12 protein-coding genes are annotated in these 17,575 nt (G+C 67.7%); 9 read left to right on the top strand and 3 right to left on the bottom strand.

The features are described 5' to 3' along the window. The first annotated feature begins 525 nt into the window (after window positions 1-525). The 3 genes from U9978_RS22445 to U9978_RS22435 all read left to right on the top strand — a co-directional run bounded on the left by U9978_RS22445 (window position 526) and on the right by U9978_RS22435 (window position 8,224). Window positions 526-4,752, top strand: coding sequence for an amino acid adenylation domain-containing protein (locus tag U9978_RS22445; RefSeq protein WP_322763132.1), 4,227 nt, complete (start codon window positions 526-528; stop codon window positions 4,750-4,752). A 63-nt stretch (window positions 4,753-4,815) separates the two neighbouring features. Beyond that, the gene (locus tag U9978_RS22440) at window positions 4,816-5,949 is read left to right on the top strand and encodes an OzmP (RefSeq protein WP_322763131.1); all 1,134 of its coding nucleotides are present in this window, start codon (window positions 4,816-4,818) and stop codon (window positions 5,947-5,949) included. Between the two features lie 10 nt (window positions 5,950-5,959). Then, a complete protein-coding gene (locus tag U9978_RS22435) occupies window positions 5,960-8,224 on the top strand; it encodes a type I polyketide synthase (RefSeq protein ID WP_322763130.1) in 2,265 nt (754 codons plus the stop codon). 27 nt (window positions 8,225-8,251) lie between these two features. Here the strand turns inward: U9978_RS22435 and U9978_RS22430 are convergent, their stop codons facing one another. Beyond that, the gene (locus U9978_RS22430; protein WP_322763129.1) at window positions 8,252-8,650 is read right to left on the bottom strand and encodes a PPOX class F420-dependent oxidoreductase; all 399 of its coding nucleotides are present in this window, start codon (window positions 8,648-8,650) and stop codon (window positions 8,252-8,254) included. A gap of 501 nt (window positions 8,651-9,151) precedes the next feature. On the opposite strand from U9978_RS22430, the gene U9978_RS22425 reads away from it, so the two are divergent. Together U9978_RS22425 and U9978_RS22420 are read left to right on the top strand one after the other, a co-directional pair. After that, window positions 9,152-9,382 (top strand): hypothetical protein, encoded by a 231-nt coding sequence (locus tag U9978_RS22425; protein ID WP_322763128.1) that lies wholly within the window; start codon window positions 9,152-9,154, stop codon window positions 9,380-9,382. Window positions 9,383-9,648: 266 nt separating this feature from the next. Continuing rightward, window positions 9,649-11,031, top strand: a complete 1,383-nt coding sequence (locus U9978_RS22420; RefSeq protein ID WP_322763127.1) for a cytochrome P450 — start codon at window positions 9,649-9,651, stop codon at window positions 11,029-11,031. Between the two features lie 67 nt (window positions 11,032-11,098). Here U9978_RS22420 and U9978_RS22415 read toward each other — a convergent pair whose 3' ends face one another. Both U9978_RS22415 and U9978_RS22410 read right to left on the bottom strand, forming a co-directional pair. Continuing rightward, window positions 11,099-11,989 carry a hypothetical protein gene (locus tag U9978_RS22415; protein ID WP_322763126.1) on the bottom strand — a complete coding sequence of 297 codons (891 nt, stop codon included), beginning with the start codon at window positions 11,987-11,989 and terminating at the stop codon, window positions 11,099-11,101. Then, the gene (locus tag U9978_RS22410) at window positions 11,986-12,966 is read right to left on the bottom strand and encodes an ABC transporter ATP-binding protein (protein ID WP_322763125.1); all 981 of its coding nucleotides are present in this window, start codon (window positions 12,964-12,966) and stop codon (window positions 11,986-11,988) included. Before U9978_RS22410 ends, U9978_RS22415 begins: the two co-directional genes overlap by 4 nt. Window positions 12,967-13,304: 338 nt before the next feature. On the opposite strand from U9978_RS22410, the gene U9978_RS22405 reads away from it, so the two are divergent. The 4 genes from U9978_RS22405 to U9978_RS22390 all read left to right on the top strand — a co-directional run. Then, on the top strand, window positions 13,305-13,598 hold the full coding sequence (locus tag U9978_RS22405; RefSeq protein ID WP_322748540.1) for a hypothetical protein: 294 nt from the start codon (window positions 13,305-13,307) through the stop codon (window positions 13,596-13,598). A gap of 127 nt (window positions 13,599-13,725) precedes the next feature. Beyond that, on the top strand, window positions 13,726-14,949 hold the full coding sequence (locus U9978_RS22400; RefSeq protein ID WP_322763124.1) for a cytochrome P450: 1,224 nt from the start codon (window positions 13,726-13,728) through the stop codon (window positions 14,947-14,949). A 140-nt stretch (window positions 14,950-15,089) separates the two neighbouring features. Next, window positions 15,090-16,001, top strand: coding sequence for a biotin/lipoyl-containing protein (locus U9978_RS22395; protein WP_322763123.1), 912 nt, complete (start codon window positions 15,090-15,092; stop codon window positions 15,999-16,001). Beyond that, the coding region (locus U9978_RS22390) for a cysteine peptidase family C39 domain-containing protein (protein WP_322763122.1) at window positions 15,998-17,575 on the top strand (1,578 nt) is incomplete at its 3' end. The genes U9978_RS22395 and U9978_RS22390, both read left to right, overlap by 4 nt.

Below are 17,575 nucleotides of genomic sequence, written 5' to 3'. Positions count from 1 at the left end.
CCGGGTCGACCCCGGCGACACCCTGGAGAATCGCGACGGGTCCTGCCAGGATCTCGGGCTGCGACATGCGCTCCTCCTTCTTGGCCTTGGCCTACCATCCGGCCAAAGGTGGCGCGAAGAACATGGTCGCGCCACCTTTGGCCGGATGGCCTACCGTTAGGCCGCCGGTGGCGCGAAAAGCCTTTCAGGATTTCAGCAGCATGGACCGTCCAGGGGGTGAACGGGTGACAAAGCATTCACAAATACCATCGGAATGGCGGCTGATGGAGTGGGGGTCCGGTGCCGCTCCATCGCTGATTTGAATGGATCGATAGCGCCGGCTGATGAGTGTTGACGACCTTCGTGGCGAAGGCAAACAATACCTGACGAAAACGGTTTTCGGTGAATACCGATGGGCGCCATGAGAGGCTCGATATGCGGAACCCGGATGGGCACGGCGCCCCGCCGGGTCCGGCAGCGTCGGTGGGTCCGGTGGGTCCGGTGGGTCCGGTGGGTCCGGTGGGTCCGGTGGGTCCGGTGGGTCCGGTGGTGTCGGGGACCGTACACCAGCCCGCGCCGGGAACCGCCCGACGGCCGGCCGGAGAAGTGGAACGGCACCCGTTGTCGGCTGTGCAGCACGCGATGCTGCTGCACAGCATCAGCGCTCCCGGCGAAGGGGTCTATCTTCTACAGAAGGTCCTCACGCTGCATGAACGTCTGAATACGGCGATGTTCGAGCAAGCCTTGCGGCAGCTGTTCGAATGGCATCCCATGCTGCGGACCAGCCTCCTGTTGGACCATCCGGAAGGTCCGAGTCAGGTGGTTCACAGCGACGTCGGTCTGACCCTGCACAAGCAGGACTGGCGGCAGTTCGACAGCGCCACGCGGCAACGGCGCCTACGCGCCTATCTCACGGGGGACCGGTGCCGGGTCTTCGATTTTACCGCTGGTCCGCCGATGCGATTCGCTGTCTTCTGCTGTGGCGACGACGAGTACGAATTTGTCTGGACGACCCATCACGCGTTGATGGACGGGCGTTCTCTTTTCATGGTGGTTGCCGAGCTGTTCGACGTGTACGACCATCTCTGCGCCGGGCGCCGGGCCGATCTGCCTCGTCGACGCCCTTACCGGGACTATGTCAGCTGGCTGGTTGAGCAGGACGTCGCGGTGGCGGAGTCGTTCTGGCGCGGCGCTCTCGCGGGCATAACGGCACCCACCCCGCTCGGTGTCGACACGGTTCGCGTCCCCGGCCCCGATGAAGATGTCCTGGCGGCAACCGGGACCGAGCTTTCCGAAGACACGACAGCGGCGCTGGAACTGCTGGCCCGCGAGCAACAGGTCACCGCGAACAACGTTGTCCAGGCCGCCTGGGGCATTCTGCTCCAGCAGCTCAGCGGTTGCCATGATGTGGTGTTCGGGACGACGCGGGCAGGTCGTGGGTTCTTCGGCGGTGCACAGGAAATGATCGGTCTGTTTCTCAACACAGTGCCGTTCCGGGTCACCGCTCCGGGTACGATGACGGTGATCGATCTCCTGAAGAGGCTGCGACGCCAACAGCTGGCGCTGCGCGGGTTCGAGCACACGTCGCCGATCCGGATCCATGCATGGAGTGACATCCCGGCCCGGCTGCCGTTGTTTGAAAGTGCGGTTATCTTCGAGAACCACCTGCCCGGCGTCCGGCTGCGGGCACTGGGCGGATCCTGGCAGCACCGGGAATTCCGGCTGGAAGAACGGACCAACTATCCGCTCACCCTCTATGCCAACCACGACCGCCGTCTCGTCCTGAAGATCGGCTACGATCGCCGCCGCTTCAGCGACGGGGCCGCGGCACGAATGTTGGGCCACCTACGGCGATTGCTGGAGACGATGGTGTCGGCGCCGGACGTCACACTCGGCGGTCTGCCGACTCTCGTGCTGGCGGAGCTGACCGAGGTTCGGGAGCGTACGGCCGACCGGGCGCGGCGTCTGATGTCAGTCGATCCTCTCGATTTGCCCTACCGTGATCTGGCCGCGGGCCTGCCGGAACGGTACCGGGATATCCGGTTTGTCCACCCGGCTGGCGCAGGGGATGCGCCCGTTGCTGATGCTGCTCGGCCACAGGATGCGCGACCATGCCCATTCTCGCGCACCCTGTCGCCCCCCGGGGAGCATCGGCAAGCTGGCGCAGAGCGGAGCCGGGACGGATTCCCATGGCTGCTCACGGTGCTGCTGTGCTTCCTCACGCGTCTGGTCGGTGAGGAGGGGCTCGATGTCGAATTGTCGTGGGGGTCCGGCCCCGGCCCCGGTGACGGCACTGCGTCCCGGCTGCCCTTCCGAGTGCCTGCGCTCAGCGAGAGCCGGAGCGTCACCGAGCTTCGCGACATGGTTGCCCGGCAGTTGGAGTTGATGGATGCCTGGGGGCCTGACCGCCGTGACCTGGGGATCAGCAACGCGCAGTGGCATGCGCAGGCGCCCTGGGTCGAGGTCGGCCTGCCGGTCGCCGTCGAGTTGGTCGATCATCTTGATGCTGTGGCGGAGCCCCGGCCCGCGACCGTCCTGCTCGTCCAGATCCCGCGGGACGGCGCGGGGTGCCGCTGGCTCGTCGCCGAGGACGTCCTGATACCTGGTGCCACCGAGGCGATGCGTGCCATGTTCGTCGCGTTCATGCGCGCTCTGGCGGACTCCCCGGACGCCGACGTGACCAAGATCCCGTTGTTGCTACCCGAGGACAGGCAACGTGTGCTTGTCACCTGGAACGACACCGATGCGGACTACCCCCGCGCCAGCTGTGCGCACCAGCTGTTCATGGCGCAGGCGCGCCGTCGACCCGAGGCTCCCGCCGTCACCTGCTCCGATCGTGTGCTCACATACGGCGAACTTGATCGGCGGTCGACCCGGCTCGCGCTGTTCCTCGGCCGGCACGGTGTCGGTCCCGGTGCCCTCGTCGGCATCTACCTTGAGCGATCGGAAGAGATCGTCGTCGCCGTGCTCGGTGTGATGAAGTCGGGAGCGGCCTTTGTGCCGCTGGACCCGGTGTACCCACCCGTTCGCGTTGCCCAAATGATCATTAATTCAGGGCTGTCGCTCCTGCTCACCCAGACGAGCCTGGAGCCCCACGTTCAGGACTGCCAGGTGACCGTCGTCCCGCTTGACCGAAGCTGGGAGATGATCGAAACCCATGGCAGCGGGACGGATGACGCGGGCCATGATCACGCGGGTCATAATGATGGTGGCCATGATGATGCAGGCACGGAGAGTTATGACCGGGCGTCACCCGATGGTCGCGTCTATGTGATCTTCACGTCGGGATCAACCGGTCGGCCCAAGGGCGTGGCGATCCGCCACAGTGCGCTGACAAACCTCCTGTGCTCCATGGCGCGTACCCCGGGCTTCACCGATCATGATCGGCTCTTGGCCGTGACCACGGTCTGTTTTGACATCGCCTATCTTGAGCTCCTGCTGCCGCTGGTGACCGGTGGGCAGGTCGAAGTGGTGCCGGCCGATGTCGCCGATGACGGGTTCGGGCTGCGGAGCCGGCTCGAGGGGAGCCGGCCGACGGTGATGCAGGCCACCCCGGCCACCTGGCGAATGCTGATCGCCGCAGGCTGGGACGGTGATCGCGGCCTGACCGCACTGTGCGGAGGCGAACCGCTACCCCGGGACCTCGCCGACGGCCTGCTCGCGCGCGCCGGGAAGGTGTGGAACCTCTACGGGCCGACCGAGACGACAATCTGGTCCTCGGTCGACCTCGTGGAGCCGACGCGGTTCGTGGCGGATCCGGGGTCCGGACACCGGCCCGGGACCTTCGGCCAGGTCACGAGCGGGCAGGTCACGATCGGGCGACCGATCGCCAACACCCGGTTCTACGTTCTCGACCGGTGGATGCAACCGGTGCCGCCTGGAGTACCCGGCGAGCTCTACATCGGTGGCGACGGCGTGGCCGCGGGTTACCTCGGCGAACCGGAGTTGACGCGGGCCAGGTTCATCCCCGATCCGTTCAGACCGGACGGCAGCGCCGTCATGTACCGGACCGGTGATGTCGTGCGCCACCTGCCCGACGGCCGGCTCGACTATCGCCACAGGGTCGACAACCAGGTCAAGCTGCATGGATATCGCATTGAGCTCGAAGAGATCGAAGTCGCGCTGCGTCGACATGATGCCATCGCCGAAGCCGTGGTGTGCCTGCGCGAGGACACATCCGGCAACCGCATGCTGGTCGCCTACCTCGTCCCGGCCGGAAACGGCAGCGACGTACGATCCGCCCACCTTCGACGCTACCTGCGGGCGCTGTTACCCCCCTACATGGTCCCAGCCGTGTTCGTGACCGTCACCAGTCTGCCGCTGACGGCAAACGGAAAGGTCGATCGCCGGTCCCTGCCCCGGCCGGCCGAGGCAGCTGCGGTCGGGAATGCTGGTTCGGCTACGCCCCGCACCGAGGTCGAGGCGGCAATTGCCGGCATCTGGCGGAGCATTCTCGGGGTACCGGAGGTCGGAATCGACGAGAACTTCTTCGACGCCGGTGGTAATTCACTGCTGCTCATGGAGATTCTGATACGGCTGCGGGCCGAGCTGTCCGAGTCGCTCACCCGTGTCGACATGTTCGCCTACCCGACGGTGCGGCAACTGGCGTCGTATCTGTCCGCATCCGCATCCGCATCCGCATCCGCTACCCGATCGGCTGCACCGGATCGACCCGGGCGGCCTGAGCGATCCGGGCGGCTGGATCGATCCGTACTCGCCGAGCGCAGGCAGCAGCGCGGTGAACTGAGGTCCCGGCGGCCGCCCGGCACCTGACGGCTCGCACGGTGGCGAAAAGACCACGTTCACATACCCGCTGGCCCATGAGGAAGGTGCGGAATGGTCCGCTGCACGGTCTGCCTGCTCAACGCCGGCCATCCTGGCGTGTCACTCGACGATGCCGGTGTGTGCAACCTGTGCCGCCTGGATGTCGCGGTCGAGTTGTTCGAGAATTTCACCTACGTGTCAAAGGTCTACGAGGAGTTCACGAACAGCGGGTCGAACCAGCACGGTGACCATGACTGCCTCCTGATGTACAGCGGCGGCAAGGACAGCACCTACATGCTGGACAAGTTCGTGAACGAGCACCGCAAGCGGGTGCTCTCCTACACCTTTGACGTGCCTTTCGAGAGTACCCACGCGGCCGCGAACATCGCCCTTGCCCGGGAGCGGATCCCGGCCACCTTCGTCATCGAGCAGGACGAACGGATAAAAGACATGATGCGGGAGGTCTTCAATCGGCCGGCGCCGGCGCAGCCGGGTAATTATCTGGACGAGAAACTTCCCTGCGTCTCGTGCCGGTCGTTCTTTGTCATCCGGGCGATTCTGTACGCGTGGCGACACAAGATTCCGTACATCATTCTGTGTGCGGATCCGCAGCAGATACTCACGATGGAGTCGAACGTCCGGAAGATCGTGAAGAGCTTCTACCAGACCTTTGGTCGGACCGGGGCAGCTGAATACTTTCAGGGTGAGCTGGAGCCGCTGTTGTTCGCTCAGGAGAGCGAGCTGCCGAAGATCGTATTTCCGTTCGTCGCCATGCGGGACGAGTACGACCCAGACCGGATCGTCGCGGAACTCAAGGAGAAGGACCTCTATCGGTCCTCGCCGTTCGAGACCCACTGCACACTCTTTCCGCTCCTCAACTACTACTCGTTCAAGAACTGGGACTGCATGTTCTACAAACTGAACGCGTCGAGTTACGTGCGGGCGGTCAGCCGGAACAAAGACTACGACCGGTCCACTTACAGCGTAAGATTCCCCCGGTCGGTCAACATCGCGGAGCTCGAGGACCGGCTGCGCTCAATCGTGTTCGAGATTGCCGCGGGTGCTGGCGACCGGCCCACGCAGGAGGAAGCTCTTATCGATCTGTTCGGACAGTTGGGTGCGACCGAGGATGCCGCGCGGTACGTCGTCCACGGCTTTCTCGATATGCCGAACGTGGCGGCCGCCATGGGTATTCGAATCGACTGAGGGAGATCCGATGGAGCAACATGACGATGTCCGGGAAGCAGACATCGCGATCGTCGGGATGGCCTGCCGTTTTCCCGGTGCCGACACGGTCGAGGAATTCTGGCGGAACCTGTGTGCGGGGCGCGAGACCACGACCTTCTTCGGCGACGACGAGCTGCTGGCCGCCGGAGTGAGCCCGGACCTGGTGGCGGACCCACGCTATGTGAAGGCTGGTCAGATTCTCTCCGGAATCGAGATGTTCGATGCCGATGTCTTCGGCATCCCGAGCGAGGAGGCGCAGCTCCTGGACCCGCAGCAGCGGCATTTCCTTGAATGCGCCCTCGCGGCGCTGGAGGACTCCGGATATGATCCGGAAACCCACCCGGGCGCCATCGGCGTCTACGCGGGCGCCGGGTTGAACACCTACCTCCTGCGCAACCTCTCGGATCGTTTCCGATCGGGGTCGACACTGGAACGTTATCGGCTGATGCTGGCCAGCGACAAGGATTTCCTGGCAACCCGGGTGGCCTACAAGCTGAACCTGCGCGGGCCGGCTGTCAGCGTGAACACCGCATGTTCCACATCGTTGGTGGCCGTACACATGGCCTGTGTGAGTCTCCTGGGCGGAGAATGTGACCTGGCGTTGGCCGGCGCGGCACACATCAGGGTGCCCCACGTCGAGGGTTATCTCTTCCAGGAGGGAATGATTCTCTCACCGGACGGCCGTTGCCGGGCCTTTGACGCCAGCGCACAGGGGACGATCGTCGGTAGCGGCGTCGGTGTCGTCGTCCTGAAGCGGTTGGCCGATGCACTGGCCGACGGCGACTGGATCCATGCCGTGGTCAAGGGAACAGCGATCAACAACGACGGCGGCGCAAAGGCCGGCTACACGGCTCCCAGCGTGCGTGGTCAGGCCGCCGTCATCGTCGAGGCACAGGCGCTCGCCGGCTGTGGCGCTGAGACGATCTCGTATGTCGAGGCGCACGGCACCGGCACGCCGCTGGGGGATCCGATCGAGATCGCGGCTCTCACCCAGGCGTTCACGCCGCGGCCTGCAGCAGCCGGTCCCTGCTCGATCGGTTCGGTCAAGACGAACATCGGTCATCTCGACGCCGCGTCGGGGATTGCCGGACTGATCAAGACGGCGCTCATGTTGCGGTATGGGCGCCTCGTGCCGAGTTTGCACTTTGACACGCCCAACCCGGACATCGACTTCGACAGTGCCCGCTTCTCCGTCGCCACGACGTTCCGGCAATGGCCCCAGTCGGGTCCGGCCCCGCGGCGTGCCGGTGTGAGCTCGTTCGGCATCGGCGGCACGAACGCCCACGTGATCCTGGAGGAAGCCCCGGTACGCGAGCCGGTTGGCGTGCCGGCCGACGACTGGCAGCTGTTGGTGATCTCCGCAGCGTCGCCCGCCGCACTCGACGAGGTTGCGGACAATCTGGCGCGCCATCTCGCCATCCATCGCGACGCGCTCAACCTCGCGGACGTGGCCTTCACCCTCGCGGTGGGGCGGCGGGCACATGCCTACCGGCGGGCGCTGGTGTGCCGGGACATCCACGACGCGGCCCTCACCCTCACCCTCGGGGACGACGACCGCGTTGTCACCGGCAGGGTGGTACCCGGCGCTTCTGATTCCGGCCGTCAGGTGACAGCGGTGCGTGAGTCGTGGGACGCCGGTTCCACCGGTGTCGGTGAAACCGATGCTGCCCGCCGGGGACGGCTGACAGCCGCTGGGCGCTTGTGGACCAGCGGCATCGCCGTCGACTGGTCGGCGTTCTATCCCGATCCGCCCGCCGGTGCCGATTCGGCCGCCGGCCGGCGGCGGATGCGGGTACCGCTGCCGGCCTACCCGTTCCAGCGCCGGCGCTTCTGGGTCGAGCCGGTGCGACAGGTCGGCCAGGTTGGCCAGGTCGGCACAGTCGGCACAGCGGATGACGACGCACTGCCGCCAACAGAGACGCTGCGCCACCAGGTTGAGGCGGCGCAGGGCAACGTGAAGGAAGCGGTCCTCGTCGACTTCATCCAAAGTGAGGTTGCCGCGATGCTCGGGCTTGACGACGCCCGTGCGGTGGATCCGGATCAGAGCCTCTTCGACATCGGGCTGGACTCGCTGAATCTGATCGAGGTCGCCGCGAAGCTGGGCGCCGAGCTTGACCGCGATGTCCGGGCATCGGTGTTCGCCGAGCATCCGACCATCCGGGCGTATGCGGAGAAGCTTGCCGCGTCACTGGATCCGGTCGTGTCACTGGATCCGGCCGTGTCACTGGACGGCGGTGTCACTGGATCCGGATGACGCAACAGCTGCCCGATGACTAGCCCATCATCTGCCGGGGCTGTAGATCATAGTCTTCGGTGTCACCCGGACCGTGACCCGCTGTTCATCCGGCGTCCGGAAAGGGTATGTGGCCACTCCCAGGTATTTCTTCGCCAACCGGTCGATGACGGCGTCGGCGCCATCGGTCTCCAGCTGGGCGGACCCGGAGACGCTGACCAGATGGAAGGCATTCTCAGGATCGAGGACACCCACCGACACCCGTGGGTCCCTGCGCAGATTCCGCTCCTTGATCCGGCCCACCGCAGTATTGAAGATGACGTCATCGCCGTCCACATCGATCCACACAACGGTGCTGTGCGGCGAACCGTCGGTCCGCAGCGTCGTCACCCAGGCGAACAGCGGTTTGCTCAGTAGATCCCGTGCGTCCTTGTTGAGGGTGCTCATCTGGTTCCTCCGGATTCGGTGGTCTCATAGCTCATGGGCACGTCGTCCCCGTTGTTTCCAGCGCACCACCGCCGATCCCTGCTCCCGATCTCCAAGTCCGATCTTCAGTCCCTCTCCGATTTTCAGTCTCTGCACGATGAGGAGTGTGGCGCGGACGTTCGGTGACTGCAATCTACGGCCGGCGACCGTGCATCGTTGCGGACTCGGTTCACGGCGCCGAAGGATGTGAATCTGGTGCTGCTGGCGGAACATCAGATTCACATCGTTGAGAGGGCCGCACGTTGCATGGCCCAGGTGTGGACGGTGGGGGTTTCGGACGACCCACGCCCATCGGATGTCCTGGATGAGGTCGGCCTGGCCGTGGCTGTCCGTGTCGGCTTAGAGCGACCGGCAATAGGGGCGCTCTTGCTGCGGTAGGTCGTCAATCGGTCGATAAGAATTTCCTATGGAGACACCGTGCTGTTGCCGTCCAGTCATGGTCGCTGGAGCATGTGCGCTGTGATGGCCTTCCGCACTATCGTCGCGATCTCTGACCCGGTCGAGCGCGCCTCGGTTGCCCACGACCTGCTCTGGAATGATCATCCAGAGCGTGGGCGGTTGCGTGCCGTACGTGGCCTGGCTATTCGTGAGGCGATCAGCCGGGGTGTCGCCACTGGTGAGATAGCCGATCGCCTCCACGTCCGAGTGGATGATCTGATCTGGATGAGCGACGCCGCCGCGGCGTTCGAGTAGTTAAGTTTTTACTTTCAGTAATTTTCGTGCACCCTCGTGCACCCTCGGCACGGTTTGAGGCGGCTCGACGGGGCGAGCTCCCACCGCCACGGCAATCCGGACGTCGGTCGCGGAACGTGGCCAGTGTCTCGGGCCGCAGTGCCGCGATCGCGATTATCGTGAAGATCGGTCTGCTGGCCGTCCTGCTGGGTTGAGCGCCCCTGCCCCCGCCCGTGATCCCGAGGAGAGTCCGCCATGACCGTTGCTCGGCCTGTCGTGGTCCAGCGGTGTCCGTGCTGATGGGTACGGGAGCCGCCCCGGGCCTGTCCGGTGGCCCGCGCGCGGCTGCACGAGTGCTGCGCCCCGACCTGCTCGCGGGCCTCACCCAGCTGCATCGGACCTACGGTCCCGTCGCGCAGATCTCCTCGCGACCGTTGTCGGCCTTCCTCGTGGCGGACCCGGCAGTCATCGCCGACGTGCTCGTCGGGTCCAGCCGCGCATTCGCCCGAGGCATCGTCCGCCGTGGGTTCGGCTCCCGTCAGACGGTGGTGGAGCCGCTCACACTGGTGCTCGGCCAGGGGTTGTTGACCAGCGCGGGGGAGCGGCACCGCAGGCAGCGCCGGCTCATGCAGCCGATGTTCCACCATCAGCGGATCTTCGAGTACGGCGAGACGTTCGTCGCGATCGCAGACGATCGGGCCGATCGTTGGACGGACGGCCAGTACCTTGATCTGCATGACGAAATGATCGAGATGACGCTGGCGATGGTCACTCGAACACTGTTCGATGTTGATGTCAACAGCAACGAAGTGACCGTCATCCGAACGGCTATCAGCGAGAACATGGTGGCCACCCGTAAGTCCATGCAGGCAGGCTTCGAGGCGCTGGAGAGGCTGCCACTGCCCGCGGCCCGGCGCCGCCGTAACGCTCGTCACGCCCTGGACCGTGTCGTCTACGACCTCATCGACCATCGCCGTGCGGCCGGAGCTGGCGGGAGGGACCTGCTGTCACTGTTGTTGTCGGCCCGCGATGCGCAGACCGGCGACGGGATGGACGACACCCAGGTCCGCGATGAGGTCCTGACCATCATGCTGGCCGGTCACGAAACCACGGCCAACGCGTTGACCTGGACCTTTCATCTGCTCGGCACGCATCCTGAGATCGCGGCAGCGCTGTACGCCGAGCTCGACACCGTCCTGTCCGGCCGGCGGCCGACGGTCGCGGACCTGGCGAACCTGCCGTATGCCGATGCGGTGTTCACCGAGGCGATGCGGCTCTATCCGCCTGTGTGGGGCATGGGTCGGTATCTGCTGGAAGACCGTCTTGTCGGAGGCTATCGGTTGCCGGCCGGCTCGACGCTGCTGCTGTGCCAGTGGGTCGTCCACCGCGACGCCCAGTGGTGGCCGAACCCGGAACGTTTTGACCCGACCCGCTGGCTCGGGGACCGGATCGACCCGGACCGGCCCCGGTATGCCTACTTCCCCTTCGGAGGCGGTCCGCACCAGTGCATCGGCAACAGCTTCGCCCAGACCGAGGGGGTGCTGGCACTTGCCACGATCTGTCGCCGGTGGGCGTTCGAACCGGTCGTCGGTCATGAGGTCGTGCCTGAGCCGCTGGTGACCCTGCGGCCGCGTGGCGGCCTACCGATGATCATACGTCGGCGCGGCTGACGGTCAGGCGCACCGGGTCTCGGCCGTAGCGGGCCTCGGCCGTAGCGGTGCTCAGGCGCACTGCGGGTCACGCATCCCGGTGGGTGAACACCGTCCCGGCGATGACCAGTCCGACCAGCGCCCAGACCGCGAGCACCGCGACCTCGCCTGCGGTTGACAACGACCCGGCCACGGGTCGGACGCTGCTGAGCGCCTGCACGGCCCCCTCGGGCAGGAATGCCTGCACGCGGTTGCCGGTCGATGCAGGCAGGGCCGCCGTCAGCAGGTTGACTCCGAACAGGCTCAGTGAGTAGACGGCCACGCTCGCCGAGGGATGCCGTACGACCGTGCCGATCGCCAGACCGAGCAGGCTCACCACGGCTACGGCCAGTCCGCCGGCGAGTACGGCACGCAGGGTCGGCCCGGAGCTGAGCGTCGCCTCGATGTGACGGCGTGCCAGCACCTGTTGGCCGACGATGAAAGCTCCCAACGATGCGGTCAGGCCCGCGAGCGCCGTGACCACCGCCACGACCGCTGCCTTGGCGGCCAGGACCATCCAGCGTCGTGGCACTGCGACGAGAGTTGTGCGGATCATGCCCGTGGTGAACTCGGTCGTGACGAAACGCGCGGCCATCGCGCCCAGCAGGATCTGGGCGACGATAAGCCCCGCCAGGGACGTCGCGGTCGCGTCGAAGGCCGCGCGGTCGGCATCTGACAACGAGGCCCATCCCCGTACCCGGGTGGAGCACAGGATCGCGCCGACCCCGACGGAGGCGATGAGCGCCAGCCGCAGCGAACGTCGCGTCGACGCCACCGAGAACAGTTTGATCCACTCGGAGTGGACCGCCCGGCCGAGTGCCGCCGCACCCGCGCTCCCCGCGCCGTGGGCGGCGGCCCGCGCCGGCTCTGGCGCCGGGAGTCGCCCGGGAGACGGGAGCGACGTGCTCGTGTCGGGAGTGGCCATGTTGGGAACGATCATCGCGTTTCGGTGCCTTCCACTGGGGACGCCCGGCCCAGGGCGCCGCGATGGACGGTGCTCGCTTCGGTCAGCGCGGTGAACGCCTCTTCGAGGGATGTGTCGGCCGGGGACAGTTCCACCAGCCGCAGGCCGTGCGCCACGGCCATGTCGAAGATCGCTCCGCTGTCCATCCCGCGGACGGTGAGCAGGTCGGACGAGGTGCCGTCCCGCCCGACGCCCGCTGCCGGCGCGCCTTCTTGATCATTTATCTGGGCGCCGTGCCGGCGCAGCACGGCGGCGAGCTCCCCGGCCCTGGGGCTTCGCACCACGACCGACGGGCCGCCGTGACCGGCGATGATCCGTTCGACCGAGTCGGCCGCGAGCAGGCGGCCCCGCCCGATGACGACCAGCCGGTCGGCGATCTGCGCGATCTCGGCGATGAGATGGCTGGACAGGAAGACCGTGCGGCCCTCCCGGGCAAGCGTGGCCAGCAGCTTTCTGATCCAGGTGATGCCGTCGGGATCAAGGCCGTTGGCCGGCTCGTCGAGCACCAACGTCGGTGGGTCGCCGAGCAGCGCCGCCGCCATTCCGAGCCGCTGCGTCATTCCGAGGGAAAGCCGGCCGGCCGGCGTCCCGGCGGCGTCACCCAGGCCCACCATCTCCAGGACGGTGTCGATGCGGTGGCGGGCAATCCCGTTGCTCGCGCACAGCCAGCGCAGGTGGTCATGGGGTGTACGGGCCGGATCAACCGCCCCGGCATCGAGTAGCACCCCGATTTCCCGTACCGGTTGGCGATGCTGGTGGAAGGGCCGGCCATTGACGGTGACCACGCCGTCCGACGGTCGGTCGAGCCCCACAATCATCCGCATAGTGGTGGATTTTCCGGCTCCGTTCGGCCCGAGGAAGCCGGTCACCGCACCGGCTCCCGCACCGAAGGTCAGGCCATTCACCACCGTCCTGTGGCCGTACCGTTTCGTGAGACCGATGGCCTCAATCATTCGTTCCTCCGGTCGTGGACTCCGGTATTCCGGCTGACGCCGCGACGCTTGTATTCCGGCTGACGCCGCGATGCTTGTGCGAGCGCATGGTGTCGCCTGGCAGCGTAGGCGCGCAGGCGTATGGCGGGGAAGGCATACACGCCGCCTTGGGGCAGGTGATGACAGATGTCATGGCCGACCCGTGAAAGTGACATCCGTGCGGATGTGATATCTGCCCGGGTGAAACCACTGACATTGGCGACTGTCGTGGACATGCCTGCCTGACGGACAGTGATGTCGCACCCGGGACAGCCCGAGCACATCCAGACCCGCACGCATGACATGAAAGGTGATGTCACATGTCCGAGAACAGCTATGTGGTCTCCGATGAGGATCGCACTCGGTTCGCCACCATGGTCGCCCGGATCTGGGGAGACCCGGAGCTGGAGGCTCGTTACGCCGGCGACGCACGCTCGGTGCTCGCCGAGTTCGGCATCACGCTGCCCGAGTCGGCACCCACGCCGGAGATCCCGGCGAAGCCCGAGGGCGACCTGAGCATCGAGGAGCTTGACTCCGTCGCCGCCGGTCTTTCCGTCAGCTCGCTGGCCTGCGCAGCCTGCCCGGTGTCGAGCTTCAGCAGCCTGTCCAACTGACCTGAGAGCGCCCGTCCCGGCCCGGCACAGCTGTGCCGGGCCGGCGTTTTCCCGGCGGTCCAGGGGCTGCGGCAGCCCAGGGGCCTGTCGCCCGGACAGGCCCTAGCACGGGAGAGGAGCTACGGCGTTGAGCACGTTAACCGCCGAAGTGCAGACATTTTTCAGCGACCCGCAGGCGCGGCGCGATCCGGCCGACTTCTACCGCCGCCTCGTCACCGAGGAGCCGGTGACCCCACTGGGTCGGATGTGGGTGGTGGCGGGCTACGACGAGTTGATGGCGGTCGCCACTCATCCGGCCACCTCCTCGGATCCGTCGGTACTGGGCACCGCGATCCCGTTGTCACCCAATCCCGTACTGTCCGCGGCACTGTCCCGGATGCTGCCGTTGCGCGACGGCGCGGACCATCGCCGGCTCAAGGGGCTTGCGATCCGCACCTTCAGTTCCCGCGGCATCGCGCAGGCACGCACGCTGGTCACCGAAACCGTGGACGCGCTGGTCGACGCGAACGCCGGCCAGGGATCGTTCGACGTCGTCGCGGACCTGGCCGTGCCGCTGCCGGTCGCCCTCACCTGCGCGCTGCTCGCCATCCCGGTCGAGGACCGCGATCGTGTCCTGGAGTGGGCCGTCGTGCTCAGTGGACAGATGCTCGGCTTCGGTGTCGAGCAGCCCCCGGACACCGATCGAAAGATCGATGATCTTCTCGACTACATCAATCGACTGTGCGCGGACCGCGAACATCAGCCCGGACCCGACCTGCTCAGCCGGCTCGCTCTCGCCACCCGTGACGGCCAGCTCACCCACGACGAGCTGGTCGCGTTCGTCCTGATGCTGTTCGTCAACGGGCTGGAGACGCTGACGGCGGGGTTGTCCGCCGCGGTGTGGCAGGTTCTGCAGGCGCCGGAGCTTCTCGACCACATCCGGGACCATCCCGGCGACGCCGAGGCCGTGTTCGACGAATGCGTCCGGCTCGGGAGCCCGGTACGCGCCAGCACGCGGGTGCTCCTGGATGACATCGACGTCGGCGGACGGCGGTTGCGACGCGGCGCGGCGGCCATCCTCCTGTTCGCCGCGGCCAACCGCGACCCCCGCCGATTCGTCGATCCCGACCGGCTCGACCCGCGGCGCTCCGAGCGCCGGCACCTCGGGTTCGGTTTCGGGCCCCACCTGTGCCTGGGGGCGCCGCTCTCGCTCGCCGCCGGCGCGACCCTGCTGGACCGGCTCGCGCGCCGCTGCCGGGACCTGCGTACCCCGCTCACCGCGGACACCGCGCAGTGGGAGCCCTCGCTGGCCTTCACCGGTCTGCGGGCACTTCCGGTGACCTTCGCTGCGGCTGTCCCCGTCGACGCGTGATGGCTGCCCCCGTCGACGCGTGAGGGTCGGCGCCGCGCGCGTTCCCTGACCGGCAGCTCCGACATCCCGCGGACAACCCGCGGACAACCCGCGGACCGGCCACCACTGGCCGTCCCGACCCCAGGCTGGGAGAGCCCGCCATGCGCCTTGCACCATCCCCGTCAGCCGACCGGACGCCGGTGGCCGACCCCGCACCCCCGCCGGGGTCGACCGGCGTGAAACCGGCGAAACCGCCGAATCCAGTGACAGCCGGGGTGCACACGGCGCCGGAGCCGGCGCCGAACGTGGCGCAGACGTCGGGCGCGACGCAGGGTGTGTACGCCGCCGACCACCTTGACCAGCCGATCCGTGTCCTGTCGGGGCGGCTGTGGGCGGCTCTGCTCGCCCTGGTCGTCCTCATCGGCGCGGGGACGGCCTGGGCGGTCGTGGGTACGCTGCCACACCACCTTTCCGCGCGCGGTGTGCTGGTACACGGCCGGGGTCCGCTGGCCGCGGCGGCGCCGAAGGCCGGCGCGCTCGTCTCGGTCACGGTCGGGTCGGGTGAGCAGGTGCACCGCGATCAGGTCGTCGCGATCGTCGCCACGCCGGACGGCCCAACGCCGGTGCACGCGCCGGCCGACGGCGCGGTCATGAACGTCGTCGCCGTCCCGGGCCAGCAGCTGGACGCCGGGGCTGCGGTCGTCCTGGTCGACCCTGGTGCGGATCCGCGGACCGCGCCGGCGCAGGCTGTTCTGTTCGTGACCTCGCGCGAGGAGCTGTCCAGCCTGCAACTGGGACAGCAGACGCACCTGGCCCTGGCGGGCGGGGTGCTGGCCGGGCACATCACAGCCGTGGCCGGCTACCCGTCATCCGCGGCCGAACTGGTGTCCCGGTTCGGCTCCCAGCGGCTGCCCGGAGTCGACGCCGGTACGGACGTCTGGCTCGTCGAGGTGGGCATCGACGCGGCGGGTGCCGAGATCGGTGCGCAGATTCCGGCGATGAGCCCGGTCGCGGCGAGCATTCTCATCAGTCGCGATCATCCGTTGCGGGTCCTGTTGGGACAGCGCCGGTGAGCGCGGCGATCGCGACCGACCCGGAGACCGGTGGGCGCGGTGGCTCAGCGCACCCACGATCGCGCCGCCGTCGGCCCGCCGGCCGGCACGGTCTGCGTCCACACCTGCGCCTGCGCCACGCGCGGCGACGCAGTGCGTTCGTCCCACAGATGGAGGAGCAGGACTGCGCGGCGGCCTGCCTGACCGCGGTCCTCGCCGGCTTCGGCCGGCGGGTGAGCCTGCACGAGGTCCGCCAGGCATGTGGGGTGACCCGCGACGGGGCGACGGCTGCAGCGCTGGTCCGCGGCGCAGCCCGGTACGGGCTGACCGGCACCGGCCGCCGGGTGGCCCTGCGCGAGCGCGACAATCCGGTCGACACCGCGACGCTGCGCGCCCTGCCCACACCCGCGGTGGTGCTCGTCGACGGCCCGCACTTCGCCGTCCTCGACGGCGTCCGCCGTGGCCGGGTACTGGTCAACGACCCCGCCGCGGGCCGGTACCGGGCCACCCCCGAGGCTTTCGCGGACACCTTCCGCGGCATCGTCATCACCTTCGCCCCGGACCCGACATTCCGCCGCGGTGGCCGGCGGATGCCGTTCGCCCACGCCGTCGCCGCCCGGCTGCGTCCACACGCGTCGGTGGCCGCGATCGCTGTGCTCGCCGGCCTGCTCGGGGCCATCCCGACCGTGCTCGCCTCGGTGCTGTTCCGTACCTTCCTGACCGACCCGAATCTGGCCGACCCCGGTCTGGCCGGTACCGCGGGGATCGGCGCCGACACGTTGGCCGTCCGGCTCAGCATCGCGCTGGCGGCGGCGGCGGTCACGGTGGTGGCGGCCACCTGGCTCCAGCAGGCCGTGCTGGGCCGGGTGCTGGTGGCCATGGCGGCGCGCACGTCCGGGGAGTTCCTGTGGCGGATGCTCCGGCTGCCAGGGGTGTTCTTCCACCGCCGCCAGCTCGGCGGTCTGGTCACCCGGGTGCAGGTCAACGACGGCCTGTCCGTGGTGCTCACGACCCGGCTCGCCGCGGCGGTGGCCAGTGTCCTGACCGGTGCGCTCTACCTGGGCACACTGGTCTGGCTCAACTGGCGACTCGCCCTGATAGGCGTCGGCGTCGCCGCGGCGAACCTGGTCGCGCTGCGGGCCGTCGTCGCGCGCCAGACCGCGGACCGCCACGAACTGCAGGTCGCCGACAGCCGACGCGACGGTGTCGCGTTCGCAGGGATCGCGGCGATCGAAACCCTCAAGGCCGACGGCGGTGAGGACACCTTCTTCGCCACCTGGGCCGGCTGGCAGGCCCGCGCCATCAACGCCGGCCAGCGCGCCTCCGCGCGGGCGCAGACGCTGCTGGTACTGCCGACGACACTGAACGTTCTCGCCGGTGGGCTGGTGGTCGTGCTCGGCTTCCATGAGCTGCTGCACGGACAGATCAGCGTCGGCACGCTGGTGGCGGTACAGATGATCATGGGGAGTCTGCTGCTCCAGATCACCATCCTGGTCGGCGCCGGCGCAGATCTGATCACTGCCCGTGCCCAACAGGCGCTCGTCGACGATGTCCTCGACGCCGAACCGGACCCGGCGCTGACCCCCATCCTGGCC

Source organism: Protofrankia sp. Cr2 (genome assembly GCF_963555885.1).
GTDB lineage: Bacteria > Actinomycetota > Actinomycetes > Frankiales > Frankiaceae > Protofrankia.
Note: the sequence above shows the minus strand (reverse complement) of the source record. Positions and strands in the feature narration are given on the sequence as shown.